At 70.6% G+C, this 15,423-nt stretch carries 11 protein-coding genes; 4 read left to right on the forward strand and 7 right to left on the reverse strand.

Translation table 11 applies throughout. The features are described 5' to 3' along the window. Positions 1 to 17 precede the first annotated feature (17 nt). The 4 genes from mmuM (at position 18) to OG828_RS12280 (ending at position 4,113) form a co-directional block, all read left to right on the forward strand. Positions 18 to 926: a homocysteine S-methyltransferase gene (gene mmuM, locus OG828_RS12265; protein WP_328354233.1), complete on the forward strand. Its 909-nt coding sequence runs from the start codon at positions 18 to 20 to the stop codon at positions 924 to 926. An 86-nt stretch (positions 927 to 1,012) separates the two neighbouring features. Next, on the forward strand, positions 1,013 to 1,300 hold the full coding sequence (locus OG828_RS12270) for a hypothetical protein (protein ID WP_328354236.1): 288 nt from the start codon (positions 1,013 to 1,015) through the stop codon (positions 1,298 to 1,300). Then, positions 1,297 to 2,856, forward strand: a complete 1,560-nt coding sequence (locus OG828_RS12275; RefSeq protein ID WP_328501142.1) for an amidase — start codon at positions 1,297 to 1,299, stop codon at positions 2,854 to 2,856. Before OG828_RS12270 ends, OG828_RS12275 begins: the two co-directional genes overlap by 4 nt. A 207-nt stretch (positions 2,857 to 3,063) precedes the next feature. Beyond that, positions 3,064 to 4,113: a LacI family DNA-binding transcriptional regulator gene (locus tag OG828_RS12280; protein WP_328501143.1), complete on the forward strand. Its 1,050-nt coding sequence runs from the start codon at positions 3,064 to 3,066 to the stop codon at positions 4,111 to 4,113. Positions 4,114 to 4,118: 5 nt separating this feature from the next. On the opposite strand, the gene OG828_RS12285 is transcribed toward OG828_RS12280, so the two are convergent. The 7 genes from OG828_RS12285 to OG828_RS12315 all read right to left on the reverse strand — a co-directional run bounded on the left by OG828_RS12285 (position 4,119) and on the right by OG828_RS12315 (position 15,187). Next, positions 4,119 to 5,726 (reverse strand): carboxylesterase/lipase family protein, encoded by a 1,608-nt coding sequence (locus OG828_RS12285; RefSeq protein ID WP_328501144.1) that lies wholly within the window; start codon positions 5,724 to 5,726, stop codon positions 4,119 to 4,121. A 96-nt stretch (positions 5,727 to 5,822) separates the two neighbouring features. Next, positions 5,823 to 7,067 carry an alginate lyase family protein gene (locus tag OG828_RS12290; RefSeq protein WP_328501145.1) on the reverse strand — a complete coding sequence of 415 codons (1,245 nt, stop codon included), beginning with the start codon at positions 7,065 to 7,067 and terminating at the stop codon, positions 5,823 to 5,825. Positions 7,068 to 7,093: 26 nt separating this feature from the next. Next, positions 7,094 to 10,429, reverse strand: a complete 3,336-nt coding sequence (locus OG828_RS12295) for an alginate lyase family protein (protein ID WP_328501146.1) — start codon at positions 10,427 to 10,429, stop codon at positions 7,094 to 7,096. Then, entirely contained in the window at positions 10,426 to 11,958 is a 1,533-nt protein-coding gene (locus tag OG828_RS12300) for a glycosyl hydrolase family 28 protein (RefSeq protein ID WP_328501147.1), read from the reverse strand. The genes OG828_RS12295 and OG828_RS12300 overlap by 4 nt, the downstream gene beginning before the upstream one ends. 45 nt (positions 11,959 to 12,003) lie before the next feature. Further along, positions 12,004 to 12,849 (reverse strand): carbohydrate ABC transporter permease, encoded by an 846-nt coding sequence (locus OG828_RS12305; RefSeq protein WP_328437904.1) that lies wholly within the window; start codon positions 12,847 to 12,849, stop codon positions 12,004 to 12,006. Then, positions 12,846 to 13,844 carry a carbohydrate ABC transporter permease gene (locus tag OG828_RS12310; RefSeq protein WP_328354260.1) on the reverse strand — a complete coding sequence of 333 codons (999 nt, stop codon included), beginning with the start codon at positions 13,842 to 13,844 and terminating at the stop codon, positions 12,846 to 12,848. The genes OG828_RS12305 and OG828_RS12310 overlap by 4 nt, the downstream gene beginning before the upstream one ends. After that, entirely contained in the window at positions 13,841 to 15,187 is a 1,347-nt protein-coding gene (locus tag OG828_RS12315) for an extracellular solute-binding protein (RefSeq protein ID WP_328501148.1), read from the reverse strand. The genes OG828_RS12310 and OG828_RS12315 overlap by 4 nt, the downstream gene beginning before the upstream one ends. Between the last annotated feature and the right edge of the window lie 236 nt (positions 15,188 to 15,423).

A 15,423-nucleotide genomic window follows, 5' to 3' on the forward strand; every position in this document is an offset into this window, starting at 1 on the left:
TCGACTAGCGTCGTGACATGACCAGCGACACCTCTCTCTCCCTGGCGGACGCCCTCGCCGCCGGAACCGTCGTCCTCGACGGCGGTATGTCCAACCAGCTCGAGTCCGCCGGGCACGACCTGAGTGACGAGCTGTGGTCGGCGCGGCTGCTCGCCGAGCAACCTGAGGCGATCGTCGAGGCCCACCTCGCGTACTTCGAGGCGGGCGCGAATGTGGCGATCACCTCCAGTTATCAGGCCACCTTCGAGGGCTTCGGCAAGCGCGGGATCGGCGAGGAGCGGGCGGCCGAGCTGCTCGCGCTCAGTGTGGAGCTGGCCCGCGAGGCCGCTCGTCGCGCGCGGACGGACCGGCCGCTGTGGGTGGCCGCGTCGGTGGGCCCGTACGGGGCGATGCTCGCGGACGGCTCCGAGTACCGGGGGCGGTACGGGCTGAGCGTGGACGCGCTGGAGCGTTTCCATCGTCCGCGGCTCGAGGTGCTGGCCGGCGCCCGGCCCGACGTACTGGCGCTGGAGACGGTGCCCGACGCCGACGAGGCGACCGCGCTGCTGCGGGCGGTGCGGGGACTCGGCGTCCCGGCCTGGCTGTCGTACACGGTCGACGGGGAGCGCACGCGTGCCGGTCAGCCGCTGGAGGAGGCGTTCGCGCCGGCCGCCGACGCGGACGAGGTGATCGCGGTCGGGGTGAACTGCTGCGCGCCCGAGGACGTCGACGGCGCGATCCGGATCGCGGCCCGGGTGACCGGCAAGCCGGTCGTCGTCTACCCCAACAGCGGCGAGGCCTGGGACGCCGGGGCCCGTACCTGGACCGGCCGCTCCAGTTTCGCGCCCGAGCAGGTGCGGGGCTGGCAGGACGCGGGGGCGCGGCTGATCGGCGGGTGCTGCCGGGTGGGGCCTCAGGCGATCACCTCGATCGCGCGCTCGCTGTAGTAACTCCTGCGAAGCATGGGCTCAATGAGGACTTCACGCGCCGATGATGAAGTCCTCATACCCGTCCGCCGATCATGGAGGCAGCCGTGTCCGAGCCGCCCACGCAGGACCAGTTGGACGCCTATGTGAGAACCCGGCTGGCGCTGGCCGGGTTCGATCTCGCCCTGCTGCCGGAGGAGGCGGACCCCGACACCGGGGTGCCGACGCGGGCCCAGGCACTCGCCGCACTGCGGTCGTTCGTGGCGGCCACGCCCGGCGCGATCTCCGGCTGGGCTCCGCCGGCCGACGGGCCCGAGTACGCCCAACAGGCCGCGCCGCCGCTGCTGTACCCGTCGATCACCGAGGCCTGGACCGGGAAGGCGGACCCGCGATGAGCCGTGCTCTCAACCGGCGTGTGTTTCTGGCGAGTTCGATGGCCGTGGCGAGCGGAGCGGCACTCCAGGCGTCCGCGACCCCGGCGCGGGCCGCTGCAACGCCCGTACGCATCCCCGACGTCGACGTACGGCAGGCCGCCCGGACCGACCCCACGGAGGCCACCCTCGCCGAGGCCGTCACCCTCATCAGGCGCCGCAGGCTCACGTCCACGGCGCTGACCGAGGCGTATCTGGAGCGGATCGAGCGCTACGACGCCACCTATCAGGCGTACGCGGAGGTCACCTCAAAGGCCGCGCTCAAGGCGGCGCGTGCGGCGGACCGCGGATCGGGAGGCGCCCTGCGCGGCATTCCGCTGTGCATCAAGGACAACTACTTCACGCGAGGCGTGCCGACGCGCTGCAACTCGTACATCTTCGAGGACTTCGTCCCGGACGAGGACGCCACGGCCGTGACGCGGCTGACCGCGGCCGGCGGGATCGTGCTCGGCAAGGGGCAGATGGGGCCGCTCGCCACGACCCGGGCCACGAAGCCGAACGGCACGGTCACCACGGTCAACGCCTGGACGCCCGAGGACCCGTCCGTCGACCCGGGCGGTTCGTCGACCGGTCCGGCCTGTGCGGTGGCGGGGCGGCTCGCGGCCTCGTCGATCGGGACGCAGACCGGCGGTTCGATCGTCCTGCCGTCCAACCAGCAGAACCTGACGGGACTGAAGCCGACGATGGGCCGGGTGTCCGTGCACGGCGTCATCCCGCTCTCCTTCACCCGCGACCACGCGGGACCGCTCGCGCGGGACGCCATGGACGCGGCGATCATGACGCAGATCATGGCCGGGCCGGACGCGAAGGACCCCCGCACGCTCGGGCTGCCCGCCGTGCCCGACCTCGTCCGCGCCGCCACACCCGTCGTCTCCCGAAAGGGCGCGGTCCGGATGCGCCGGGCCACCCGGGTCGGGGTGCCCGCCGATTTCCTGTCCGGGCAGAAGGAGCTGCGCGGTGCGTTCCTGGACCGGCTGGAGGCGCTGGCCGGCGTGACGCTCGTCGGGGTCACGTACCCGGACGACTGGACCCTGCTGACGGGCACCTTCAACGCCGCCCGGCTCGCGGAGCGCACCGAGCCCTTCCGGCACTGGCTGCGTACGGATCCGGCCAAGTTCGGTGTCTCGCTGCTGAGTTGGCTGCAGGGCCTGATGCTGTCGGGCGACGAGTGGATCACGGCCCAGCGGGCCAAGAACCATCTGCTGCGGGAGGTGCTGGACGGGGTCATGAGCCGCTGCGACGTCGTCCTGCAGACCGGCCCGGTGCCCTTCGACATCCTCGGGCTGCCCGAGATCGCCTTCCCCATCGGCTTCGACGCCGCCGGCCTCCCGGTCGGCGCGATCCTCGGCGGCCACCCGTACGAGGAGGACCGGCTGCTGGAGCTCGCGGCGGCCTATCAGGCGGTCACCGACTGGCACACCCGGCGGCCGGCGGATCCGGCGACGACGACGGCCCGGCTCAAAGCCACGGTGCCGCGTCCGCGACTGTCGGCGGAGGAGGCCGCGGAAGCCTCGGCATAGCCCCGCGGCCCTCCGGCGGACGGACCGCCGCACTTCTCTCGTCCCCGGCCCTCCGGCGGGCGGACCGCCGCAGCTCTCTCGTCCCCGGCCCTCCGGCGGGCGGACCGCCGCAGCTCTCTCGTCCCCGGCCGTCCCCCACTGCTAGCCTCCGCATCGGGAACCGGTTGCCGCCGTGTTGCCGCAGCTGAACAGCGGGGTGGGCGGGACATGACGAGGAAGAGCGCGGACGCGAGCCGTAGCACCATCCGGGATGTGGCGGCGCGCGCGGGTGTGTCCGCGTCGACGGTGTCGCGGGTGCTGGGCGGGGTGTATCCGGTGAGCTCGGCGACCCGGACCCGGGTCATGCGGGCGGTGGGCGAGCTGGACTACGTCGCCGACGCGCGCGCCAAGGCGGTCGCGGGGGTCGGCACGCCCACGCTGGCGTTCGTGCTGGAGGACATCACCGGACCGTCGTTCGCGCACATGGCGCACGGCGTGGAACGGGAGGCGACCCGGCTCGGCCATCTGTGCGTGGTGTGCAGCACGGACGGCGACGTCCGGCACGAGCTGGAGTTCGTCGAGATGATGCGTGCCCAGCGGGCCGCCGCCGTCATCCTGGTCGGTGGCTCCGCCGACACCCCCGAGTACCGCGAGCGCACGCGCCGGATGGCCGACCAGCTGGCGTCGGCGGGCTCCCGGCTGGTCCTGTGCGGCCGCCCCCCGCTGGGGCCGGGCGCACCGGTGACGGTCATCGAGTACGACAACGAGGGCGGTGCCTACGCCCTGGTCGCCCATGTCCTCTCCCAGGGCCACCGCCGGGTGCTGTTCCTCGGCGGCAAGCCCGACCACACCACCGCGCAGGGCCGTGAGCGCGGCTACCTCGCCGCGCACCGCGCCCGCGGCCTGGAACCCGACCCGGCGCTGCTCCTCCACGGCGACTTCACCCGCGACTCCGGCCACCGTCTGATCCGCGAGGCGCTCAAGCGGGGGCTGGAGTTCACGGCCGTGGTCGCGGCCACCGACATGGTCGCCGCTGGCGCGCTGACCGCTCTGCACGAGGCGGGCCTGACCGTTCCCGGCGATGTCTCGCTGGCCGGTTACGACGACATCCCCTTCGCCCGCGACCTCCACCCGGCCCTGACGACGGTCCACGTCCCCTACGAGGAGCTGGGCCGTCTCGCCGTCCGTACGGCACTGGGCCGCACCTCGGAGACCCCGGACGAGCACCTGCTGCTGGGCACGCATGTCGTCGTCCGGAACTCCGTGGCGGCGAAGTAGCCGGTTCAGGACCGCCGTACCGTACCCGGCAGCCGCAACCGTCGTACGACCGACCGCAGTTCCGCACCGCGCGCGACGACCGCGCCGTCCGCGGGCTCCGATTCCGGCACGGCTTCCCGAGCCCTCGCGTCGGCGGCCCACAGGGCGAGTTCCGCATCGCGCGGGCCGAACGCGATCTCCGGCTCGCCGTCGCCGAACATGCGGACCGGATGGGTGCCGTCCCAGTGCCGCCAGCCCGGGTCGCCGTCGGTCGCGAAGCGCACCCAAGCCGAGTGCATCGCGTCCGCCAGCTCCTGCGGGGCGCCCTCGCCGGCCAGTTTCCGTGACTCGGGGACGTCGCCGGTGTCGAAGACGAAGCCGAGCTCCAGGGCGTGGCAGGAGCCGAGGTCGGGGAGGCTGGAGGGCCAGGTGAACTCGTAGACGTACGACGACCGCGGGCGGGCGTCGGCCAGGCGGAGCAGCGGCAGACGCAGCAGGTGGTCGGTGACCAGCTGGCCGACGATCTCGGCGGTGCCGGCGTCCGGGCGCAGGGCGCGGTAGCCGCGCGGCACCTCGTGACCGCAGCGGCAGCGGGCCATGGCGCCGGCCAGGGCGACAGGCCCGAGCCGGTCGACGCGCTCCAGCAGACCGCCGGGGACCAGCCACAGCCGGTACTCGTCGCGGGTCCAGCCCATCATCAGTTCGACGCCCCGCGCCGCGTCGCCCTCCACCAGGGCCTCCAAGGGGTCGCGCGGGACGACATCGCCGTCGACCACGATGCCGAAGGCGGGCCCGCCGAGCACGGGGCTGCTGAGCTTGCCCACGTCGGCCTGGGTGCGCAGGAGGAGTTCCCGGTCGACGTCGGCGAAGGCCGCGGCGGTGGCGGGGATCTTCAGCCGGGTGGCCATACGGCGCACCATCCGCCGTACCTTGTCCCGCTCGGCGGCCTCCGGCGGCCCGCTCTGCAGCACCGCACGCCGGATCAGGCCCTGCGCCTGCGGGGCGGCCAGCAGTGCGCCGGTGCTGATCGCGCCGGCCGACTGGCCGAACAGGGTCACCTGCGCGGGGTCGCCGCCGAAGGCCTCGATCGAGGCGTGCACCCATTGCAGTGCGGCGAGCTGGTCGCGCAGGCCGGGGTTGGCGGGGGTGTCCGGAAACAGTCCGTAGCCCTCCACTCCCAGTCGGTAGTTGACCGAGACGAAGACGACGCCGTCGCGGGCGAAGCTGCTTCCGTCGTACACCGGTACGGCGGAGGACCCGCGGGTCAGGGCGCCGCCGTGCAGCCACACCATGACCGGGAGCCGGGCGCCCGGGCCGGGTTCGGGGGTCCAGACATTGAGGTTGAGACAGTCGTCGCCGGGGACGACCGGGTCGGAGAGGTACTGGGCGAAGGCCTCGGAGTACGGCGGTTTCGGCGGGGTCGGGCCGAAGGCGCCCGCGTCCCGCACCCCGTCCCAGGGTTCCGGCCGCTCGGGCGGCCGGAACCTGCGGGGGCCGAACGGGGGCGCCGCGTACGGGATGCCCCGGAACACCGCGACGCCCTGCTCGTACCGGCCGCGCACGGCCCCGTACGGTGTCCTGATCACCGGACGTTCCGCCGGCTCCGTCACCTGCCCCACCTGGTCTGCCGCCATGCGCCCACCTGCTTCTCGCCGCGCTTCGTGCACCCTGCACATGTCAGAGCACCACATCACGATCGACTATTCCGGTGAGCGAGGTGGCCTGGAGGGCTATTTGGCGTACATCAGCGTGCCGAAGCCGAGCTGGTCGTAACCTCCGCTGGTGGAGCCGTAGTCGCCACCGCCCCCCTCCGGGTGGACCGACTGGGCGATGCGCTGCAGGTAGGGGACGGCCAGGTTGCGGCGGCGCCGGTAGTGGGAGTCGAGCATGGCCCACACCGGGCGGACCTGGCCGCGGGAGGCGTCGGAGATGACCGTGTGCTCCCGGTAGTCGCAGTTGACGCCGGTTCCCCAGGTGTACTTCGTGAACGGCACGGTCTCACCGAGGTTGTACTTGGCGACGTACTGAGCGGCCTTCATGAACCGGTTGCCGTCGTAGCCGTACAGGTCCTCGCCCTGGTTCCAGGCCATCTCGCAGATGGCGCCCATCTGGCCCATGCCCATGACGGTGTGGCCCTGGTCCCGGCCCGACTCCTGCCACTGGCCGAGGTTGTCCGGGTGCAGGAACGGCACGGCCTTGCGGATGGCGCCGTTGCCCGCGCCGTTCTTGAAGTAGTTCACGGCCTGGTCGTACTTGGCACCGTCGTCGCACAGAATGCCGATGGCCAGGACGGACGCGACGTTGCACAGGTCCCAGTTCGCCCAGTAGTTGGTGATGCAGGCGCCGTTGTGCTGGGTGAGGAACTGGTTGTTCAGCGGGTAGAACACGTCGCGCATCATGTTCTGGAACCGGCCGAGGTCAAAGCCGGGGTATCCGCGCATGAGCTCGGCCGCGTTGGCGAACTGCCAGCCGTAGATCCCGGCGGCGAGGAACCGGTCGGCGTTTCCGGTGATGGTGGTGAGCGTCGACGACCAGGCGTTGAGGATCCGCACGGCGCAGTCGGCGTTGTCCCGGGTGCCGCCCACGTGCCAGCGCAGCGCGTTCTGGTAGGCGGCGGCGATGTCGTTGTAGAGCTGGGGGTAGTTCTGGCCGTCACCGCCGCGGATGACGGTCGCCGTCGCGCGGGGTGTCCAGGTGGACTGCGAGCGGCCGTTGGCGGTCAGCCTCCGCCAGCCGGACAGCCAGGGGTCGTCGCCCGCGGCGACCCTGACCTTGGCCCGGTTGATGTCACCGGCGTTGTGCAGCATGCCGGGGTGGGTGAAGGTCGCGGGGGCCGCGCCGGCCGTGCTGCCCGTCAGCACGGCCGTGGACCCGCCGGCGGCGAGGGCGGCGGTGAGCCCGCCGGCGGTCCTCAGCAGACCGCGGCGGCTCAACTCTGGTGTGGGGAGGTGCCGGTGGGGGGAAGTGCGGCTCATTGGTGCATCTCCGTTCCGTGGAGGATCTACATGGGGGTGATGCTCACCTCGTCGAACTCGGTGGTGCAGCGGGCCAGTTGGTCGCGGGAGCAGACCACGAGGCCCACGTGGTAGGGGGCGTCACCGAACCCGGGGATCTCGCCGGTGGCGAGGGTGGTCCAGGTGGCGCCGTCATCGGTGGACAGGGCAGCGGTGAAGGCGGTCCCGACGCGCTTCAGCCGCAGCAGGGAGGGCAGGGCGGCTGCCCCGTTCCCGGTGAACGCCGACCGTCCGGCGACGGTCGTGCGCAGCATGAGCTGCGCGGTGGTCCCGCCGGTGACGATCGCCCCGGCGGCCTGGTCGAACGGTGACAGCGACTTGGCCATCAGCAGGCCCACCCGGTCGGCACTCGCGCCCGTGCGGGAGACGAGCCGGGCGGTGATCTCGCAGTCGCCGGTGACGGGCCGTCGTACGAACTGCCCTGTCATTCCCTGGTTGTTGACGGTCAGATCGACGCCCGCACCGCGCACGGTGAAGGTTCCGTCGTGGTACGACGTGCTGCCCGGCGTGCGGATCGCGACCACGCCCAGCGTCCCGAAGGCGCGCTCGTCGAGGACCGGGTCACCGAGGTCGCCGTACGTCCAGGGCGCGGGCGGGGGTGTGCCGACGGTGAGGGTGAGCGTGCCGGTGCCGGTGCCGGAGGCGTTGGCCGCGGTGGTGGTGACCCTGAACTCGCCGCTCTCGGTGGGCGTTCCGGAGACCAGGCCGGTGCGCCTGTCGAGCCGGAGGCCGTCGGGCAGCGCGTCCGCGCCGAACCGTATGGGCTCGTGCGAGGCGCGCAGGAGGTGGTGGAAGGGGATGCCCTTGTTGCCGAACGCCTCGGTGGTGGAGGCGAGTTGGGGAACGCCCGGGGTCGGCATCGGGGCGGAGACCGGTTCGGAGAGCGGGCCCCGTCCGGCGCAGTTCGTCTTCGCTACGACGTAGTGGTACGTCGTCCCGGGCGTCCCGGTGGCATCCGCGTACCGGACGCGGGTGCCGAAACCGACAGGGCCGATGCCTGTCGCGATCGTCTCGAAGGGCCCCTCGGCGCCCGTGGAGCGCAGCACCTTGTAGCGGGCGGAGAGATCGGGGTCGGTCCAGGTCAGCTCCACAGCGTCGGCGCCGGTGGACGCCTTGAGGCCGGTGGCTCTGCGAGCGGGGCGGGGCACCGACCAGACCTCGCCGGCCGAGGCCGAGAGGACGGTGACGTTGTCGAAGGCGCCGGTGCCGGTCTCCGCGTACTCCTCGTCGACGCCGAGGCAGGAGGTGAGGACCAGGCCCGCGGCGGCGGTGCGGCCCAACTCGACTTGTGTGGAGCCGACTTCGGTCCAGCGGATGCCGTCCGGGGAGATCGCGCCGGTGCAGCGACGGCCTCTGCGGGTCACCCGCACCCAGTAGGGCGCCCGCAGCCGGTAGCCGTCACCCGCGCCTTCGACGTACGGGGCCTGAAGCGGGGTCGCCGACTCCGGCAGGGAGCCGAGGTCAGAGATCGGGAAGGCTGCGTTCACGGTGATCGCCTGCTGCTGGGTGGGCGGCACGGGCGTGCTGCCGGTCCCGGAGACAGCGGCCCCGGTCTTGGGCCGTACGCTCCACACGCCGCTCCAGGTGTGCAGCGGCAGTCCCTGGATCAGCATCGAGGCGTGCGCGGCGTCCGCGTCGAGGGAGTCGCGCAGGGTGACGCCGATCTTGGCGTACTGCGAGCTGAGCGGAAACACGATCCGCGCGGTGATCGTGCCGTCTCCCGGCAGCGGGAGGTGGACCGAGCGGTAGGTGTCGGCGGTGCCGGACGCCTCAAGGACGAACCGTTCACCGTCGAAGGCGGCGGAACCGGGGATCTTCACCGGGCCGATGTCGTGGGTGGACCAGGGGGCGGGGAGACCGGCGGTGGCGGAGGTGCTCGCCGAATCGCCGCTGCTTCCTTGGGAGTTCGTAGCGGTGACCGTGTAGTGGTACGTCCGGCCGGGACGTACGCCGTCGTCGGTGTGCAGTGTTCCGTCGACTGCCGACGCGATCTCCTCGTACGGCCCCTCGGGGCTGCTCGCCCGGCGGACGGTGTACGAGGTCGCCCACGCGGAGGGCAGCCAGGCCAGGGTGACTCCCCTGTCATGGCCGGTTGCCGTGACGCCTGCCGGGGCCGTCGGGACGGTGGGGGCGGGCGCCCTGGTGCCCGCGTAGGTGAACGTACCGAAGCTCGGCAGATCGTCGTTGCTGCCCTCGACGACGCGGGCGCCGCCCGTGCCGCGGAAGACGGCCGCCTCGGTGTACGGGGTGTCGAGGCCGCGGACGCCGGCGTAGTGGGCGTAGTACATCTCGTAGATCGGGGGGATGTTGCCGCGGACGCGGTCCGAGACGGTCGTCTTGATGTACTTGCCGGTGCGGTCGAGGTCGGGGGTGAAGGGGACGTCGCCGCCGAGGTTGTAGCGGGCGGCGTACTCGGCGTTCGCGAGGATGCGGTGGTCGTCGAAGGCCCAGAGGTCGACGCCCTGGTTCCAGGCGACCTGCGCGGCGTCGCCCATCAGGCCGACGGCGAGCTGCTCGTGGCCTTGGTCGCGTCCGCTCTCCTGGCCCTGACCGGTGTCGGCGACGACTCGGTTGCGGACGCTGCCGTTGCCCGCGCCCGCCGCGGCGAACCGCAGCGCGTCCTCGAAGAGAGTGCGCTCCTCGCAGAACACGCCGATGGCCAGGATGGACTGAAGGGCCGTCAGGTCCCAGTTGCCGTTGGCGTAGAGCATGTAGCCGGAGATCGCCGGATACCAGACGTCGAGGAAGGACCGCTCGCAGCGGGCGATGTCCGCGTCCGTCCAGCCGTCGTAGCCGCTGTGGCGGAGCAGCTCGGCCGCGTTGACGAACTTGAAGACCTGGAGCCCGGCGCCGAGTGGCCCGTCGGCTCCGGTGATCATCGTCAGGGAGGCAGACCAGGCGTTGAGGATGTCGCGGGCCTTGTCGGCGTGGGCGCGGTCGCCGGTCACGCACCACATCAGGGCGTTCTGGTAGGCGGCGGCAGAGTCGGCGACGGCCTGGCTCTGGAAGTTGGTGGGGCCGCGGCCCCAGGAGGTGATCTGGCCGGTGTTCTGGATCGAGTACGTCGACTGCGAGCGGGCGTGGGCCGCGAAGGCGAGGTAGCCGTCGTGGACGGGCGACTCCTTCGCGGCGACCGCGGCCTTCATCCGCGCCAGATCGGCGGCGCTGTGCAGCAAGCCGGGGTGGGTGAAGGAGCCGGCAGCGGTCTTCTTCCCGGCCGCCCGGGCCGTGCCGGGCGCGAGCAGCCCGCTCGCGCCCGCCACCAGCAGCAGGGCGGCCGTGCCACCGAGGAAGCCCCGGCGGCTCGGGGCGGGAGTCGTCATGACGCGGCGGCCGCCTCTGCCTCGGCGGTGGTGAGGAACTTGAGGTTCGTCACGTGCTCGTTGACGAACATGGGCACGCCGTCCGCGGCCAGATACCATGCCGGCTTGCCCGTGCTGTCGGCGATCACCCTGCCGTTGACGCGGAGGTTCTCGAAGGTGACGTCCTTGATCGCGTGCTCCGCGTCGAGGCCGGCGATGATCGAGAGGTCGGCGTTCTTGCCGTTGTAGGTGAGGTCCTTGATGTAGACGGACTCGATGCCGCTGCCTGCCGAGGTGTTGTACTTCGGGTTGTACTCGACCCGCATGTGGATGAGCTGGCCCCAGCGGAAGTCCTCCACGCGGATGTCGTCGAACCTGACGTCCCGGACGATGTTGCTGTCGCCGACCATGAAGGCGATGGCGCCCTGGTACGTCACCTGCGGCTCGCGGTGGTCGAGGATGTCGATGTTCTCGTAGCGCAGGTTCTCCAGCACCTCGGGGGTGTCGGTGTTGCCGTGCACGCCGATGTTGATCGGGTGGGCGACGTCGGCCCAGAGGGAGCAGTTCTTGACGGTGATGTTGCGGGTGTCGCCGTAGAAGTCCCAGCGGTGGGTGTAGAGGGCGACGCAGTCGTCGGAGGTGCGCAGGAAGCAGCCGTCGATCGTGACGTTCTCGGAGCAGTAGAGCTGGATGCCGTCACCCCAGCCCTGGTGACTGAAGGCACGCAGATTCCTGATGGTGAGGTTCTTGGACTCGGCGACCCTGATGTTCTCGTACCGGGGGTTGAGGATCGTGACGCCGTCGATCGTGACGTTCTCGCACTTGCGGACGAAGACAGCGCCGCCGGTCGTGTCGTAGACCACGCCGCGGCCGATCAGCCGGGCGTTCTCCACGTTCTCGAAGATCACGGCGGAGGTGAGGACGGCGCCCGCGGCCAGGTAGACGGCCGTGCCGTCGGGCACCTTCAGCGTCCGGTCGGGGTGGGTGTGCAGACCGGGCCCGAAGTACATGACCTTCTTGTCGCCCTCGGTGGGCACGTTCTGCTCGATCGGGTTCGCGAACAGGTGCAGGCAGTCGAAGATCTTGTCGTCGATCTGGACGACGAGATTGCGGGGCCGGTCCAGGGTGAAGCGCGCGGTGCTGCCGAGCACCTCGGGCTTGATGCCGTACGAGTCCGGGCGGATACGGACCTTCTCGCCGCCGCCCGGGTTGTACGTGACCTCGACCTCGACCGTGCCGGAGAAGTCGAAGGCGGCCCAGGAGGAGTTCTGGGCCCTGTTGCTGCCGGTGTTCGCGTCGATCAGCGCGAGCTTGGCGAGGTAGACGCCGAGCTTCTGCCAAGTGCCGCCCAGCGTCCGGACCTTGACGGTGAAGGAGTTGTTGACAGGCACCTTCGGAAGCGTCGGGTGGATGACCACGCTGTCGCCGGCGGTTCCGGTCTCCTCGGCTACGGCGGCCTGGGCGGTGCCCGCGATGCTGCTCGCCAAGCCGGCGGCGGCGATGACACCGGCGGCCTGGAGGGTGGTCCGGCGTGACAAGGGCGCGTTCATGCGTAACTCCTTGCAAAAGGTTCGGTAAGAGGGGCTACTTGAGAGCTACTTGAGACCGGTGGTGGACATCCCGGCGACGAAGCCGCGCTGGGCGACGAGGAAGATCAGCAGGATGGGGACGACGTACATCACGGAGCCCGCGGCAAGGAGGTTGTTGACCGGCAACCCGCCGTCCGTGACATAGGAGGTCATGATGGCGACGGAGAGCGTGGTCCTGTCGCTGGACAGGAGCAGCATCGGAGCAATGAAGTCGCCCCAGCTCCAGGTGAAGGCGATCACGAAGCTCGCGGACAGGACCGGCCAGGACTGCGGCAGGAAGATCCGCCAGAAGATCCCGGCGTAACCGACGCCGTCGACGATCGCGGCCTCCTCCAGTTCCTTCGGCATCCCGGCGAAGAACTGCCGGAAGAGGAAGACCAGATACGGAGCGGCCGACAGCCCCCACAGCACCCACGGCCAGTAGGTGTCGACCATGCCGACCTTCGCGAAGATGAGGTACGTCGGGAAGAGCGTGATCATCTGCGGCAGCATCATCGAGCCGAGCAGCACGCCGAACAGGACCTTCTTGCCCGGAGCGTTCAGGCGGGCGAAGCCGAAGCCGACCCAGGCGGAGCTCAGGGTGACGAGGGTGGCGTAGATCAGGGAGATGATGAGGGAATTGCGGGCGTAGCCGAGGAAGTCGATGGCGGTGAAGGCATCGGCGAAGTTGTGCCACTGGAAGTTCTCGGGCAGCCAGCGCACCGGGGAGGCCGCCAGTTCGGGCGTGGTCTTCAGACCGGTGATGACCAGCCAGCCGAAGGGGCCGAGCATCAGGCCGGTGACCACGACGAGCACGGTGTAGAGGACGAGACGGGACGTGCGTACCTTGGGGGTCACGGTGGTGGCGGTCACTTCTTCGCCTCCGGGTCGACGTTGTAGAACACCACACCGGACGTGAACTTGAAGATCAGGCCGGTCGCGATGAGGATCAGGACGAAGAGCACCCACAGGAGCGCGGAGGCGTAGCCGTAACGGCCGAGCGCGAAGTACTGCGCGAACACGTGCATCATGTACATGTAGTTGGACTGCGGGATCGAAGTGACCCCCGCCGGGGTGGCGTTGGCGGCGAGCAGCATCGGCATGATGGTCTGCACCGAGGCGATCATCCCGGTCACGGCCTGGAAGAGCAGGACCGGCGAGAGCAGCGGCACGGTGACGCTGCGGAAGGTACGCCAGGCGCTCGCGCCGTCGATCCGGGCCGCCTCGTGGAGTTCGCGGGGTACGTCCTGGAGCCCGGCCAGCGAGATGATCATGATGTTTCCGGCTGCCCACAGGACCGTCATCAGGATCACGTAGCGGGCGTACGGGTCGTCGAGCCAGGCGATGGCGTCGATGCCGAAGATGTTGAGGACGCCGTTGGTGGCGCCGGAGTCCCGGTTGAAGAGCTGCTTGAAGATGAGGCCGGCACCCACCGGCGGCACCACGGCCGGCAGGTAGAGCAGGGTGCGCCACAGGCCGCGCGCCTTGAGCGGCCGGTTGACCAGGACCGCGAGCCCCATTCCGGCGATGATCGACAGCGGTACCGAGGTGATGGCGAACAGACCGGCGCGCCCCAGGGCGTCCCAGGTCACCGGGTCGGAGAGCAGCTCCTCGTAGTTGCCGAGGCCGACGTAGCGCCAGTTGGGGGAGATGCCGTCGAAGGTGGTGAAGCTCAGCCACAGCGCGTACGCCATCGGGCCGATGGTCAGCAGCAGGAAGCCGATGATCCAGGGCGAGGTGAACATGTAGAACGCCCGGTGCCGACGGGCGGTCATGGAGGTGCGGGGCGCGTCGCCGGAGCGTACGGCGCCGGTGCGTGTGACGGCCTTGGGCAGCTCCGCGACTTCTGGTATCTCGCCGACTGTCATCCCACCTGCTCCTTACCGCGCTTCAGCTGCTCGTTGAGGGCCGAGTTGAGGCGTCCCGCCAGGCGATCGACGGAGATCTGGCCGTTCATCGCGGCCGGCATGACCTGGTTGATCAGGGCTTCGAAGGCGTCCCACTTGGCGTAGGGGGTGAAAGGAGTCACCGAGAAGTGCTCCAACTCGGCCTGCTGCACCTTGAGGACCCGCTTCTGGTAGTCCTTCTGCGGCATCAGCGGGCGCAGCGACTTGAGCGTCGGTATCCCCCAGCCGCCCTCCGCGCGCGCCTTGGCCGGCGCTTCGCCGAAGAACCACTCGAAGACCCGCCAGGCGGCGTCCTTGTTCCGTGCCCTCTTCGGCATCCACAGGCCGGTGCCGGCCTGGCAGGAGCTGAGCCGTGGGCCGCCCTCGAAGACGGGTGCGGGGGCGAGGCGGGAGATCTTCGCGATCTTCGGGTCTGCGTTGATCATGCCGCCGAGCCAGTAGCCGCTGCCGGACATGGCCATGCGGTTCGCGACGTACGTGGGACCGTCCCAGGTGTCGGGGTTGGGCTGGATGAGACTCGGCCCGACCCTGGTCTTGGCGTACTCCACGTACCAGGTCAGGGCCTTGCGGGCCTCGGGGGTGGTGAAGTCGACCCGGCTGAAGTCCGCGGAGAAGAGGCTGCCTCCGGCGGTGGCCGTCAGGCTCGTCAGGAGGCCGGTGAGGTTCACGCCGTTGTAGCTGCCGCCGTACACGGTCGTCTGGCCGTTCTTGCGCTGGACCAGGCGCTTGGCATTCTCCAGCCATTCCTCGTACGTGATCGGATCGGTCTCGGAGGGGTGGTCGACGCCCCTCTTGTCGAAGAGCGCGGTGTTGTACCAGAACATCGAGTCCTGGGAGAAGTCCTTCGCCATGCCGTAGCGGGGGCCCTTGCCCTGGGTCGTGCCGTCGTACCGCCACACGTCATTGGCCGGGTCCAGGTCGTCGGTCCTGAGGATGGTCGACTTGGCGAAGTACGGGTCCAGGTCCTCTGCCACACCCCGGGCGGCGAAGTACGGCGCGTCCAGGGCGCCGAGGCCGCGGACGAGGTCCGGCGGATTGCCGTTGGTGAGCATCGCGATCAGCCGGGTGATGTCGTCCTGCACCACGGTGATCCTGACGCCGAGTTCCTTCTGGGCCTGCTGGATCAGCTCCGGGGAGATGTCGTCGAGTTTGACCATCATCGTGATGCTCTCGCCGCCGCCGAGTGCGGCTCCCGCGGTCGACAGGGCACAGCCGCTGAGGGCCGCCGATCCGGCCGCGGCACCTCCTGCGGACAGGGCGAGGAATCGGCGGCGGCTCAGGGAGGCACCGGGGCGTGGGTGCATGGGCGCACCACCTCTCACGGGGGATCTGGCCGGACAAGCGGGTGGACAACCGGGTTGGACAACCGGTTGTCGGGCAGTGGGGCAGAGCTTCTTCCTGCGCGGATACCGCGTCAAGACTCTGGGCGAACTTTCGAAAAGACTGAGTAACCTGGGCGACATGAGGTGGGGGGCGGGAGGGGCACTCCGAAGGACGGCTTGATCATCGTCGCCTGCGGGGCGTGGGCGGGGCGCGTGCG

Source organism: Streptomyces sp. NBC_00457, from assembly GCF_036014015.1.
Lineage (GTDB): Bacteria > Actinomycetota > Actinomycetes > Streptomycetales > Streptomycetaceae > Streptomyces.

What these genes read in the sequence shown, in the direction of transcription:
- OG828_RS12300 (WP_328501147.1), bottom strand. Translation starts at nt 11,958, where the DNA reads ATGAACGCGCCCTTGTCACGCCGGACCACCCTCCAGGCCGCCGGTGTC.
- OG828_RS12275 (WP_328501142.1), top strand. Translation starts at nt 1,297, where the DNA reads ATGAGCCGTGCTCTCAACCGGCGTGTGTTTCTGGCGAGTTCGATGGCC.
- OG828_RS12290 (WP_328501145.1), bottom strand. Translation starts at nt 7,067, where the DNA reads ATGAGCCGCACTTCCCCCCACCGGCACCTCCCCACACCAGAGTTGAGC.
- OG828_RS12285 (WP_328501144.1), bottom strand. Translation starts at nt 5,726, where the DNA reads ATGGCGGCAGACCAGGTGGGGCAGGTGACGGAGCCGGCGGAACGTCCG.
- OG828_RS12315 (WP_328501148.1), bottom strand. Translation starts at nt 15,187, where the DNA reads ATGCACCCACGCCCCGGTGCCTCCCTGAGCCGCCGCCGATTCCTCGCC.
- OG828_RS12295 (WP_328501146.1), bottom strand. Translation starts at nt 10,429, where the DNA reads ATGACGACTCCCGCCCCGAGCCGCCGGGGCTTCCTCGGTGGCACGGCC.
- mmuM (WP_328354233.1), top strand. Translation starts at nt 18, where the DNA reads ATGACCAGCGACACCTCTCTCTCCCTGGCGGACGCCCTCGCCGCCGGA.
- OG828_RS12310 (WP_328354260.1), bottom strand. Translation starts at nt 13,844, where the DNA reads ATGACAGTCGGCGAGATACCAGAAGTCGCGGAGCTGCCCAAGGCCGTC.
- OG828_RS12280 (WP_328501143.1), top strand. Translation starts at nt 3,064, where the DNA reads ATGACGAGGAAGAGCGCGGACGCGAGCCGTAGCACCATCCGGGATGTG.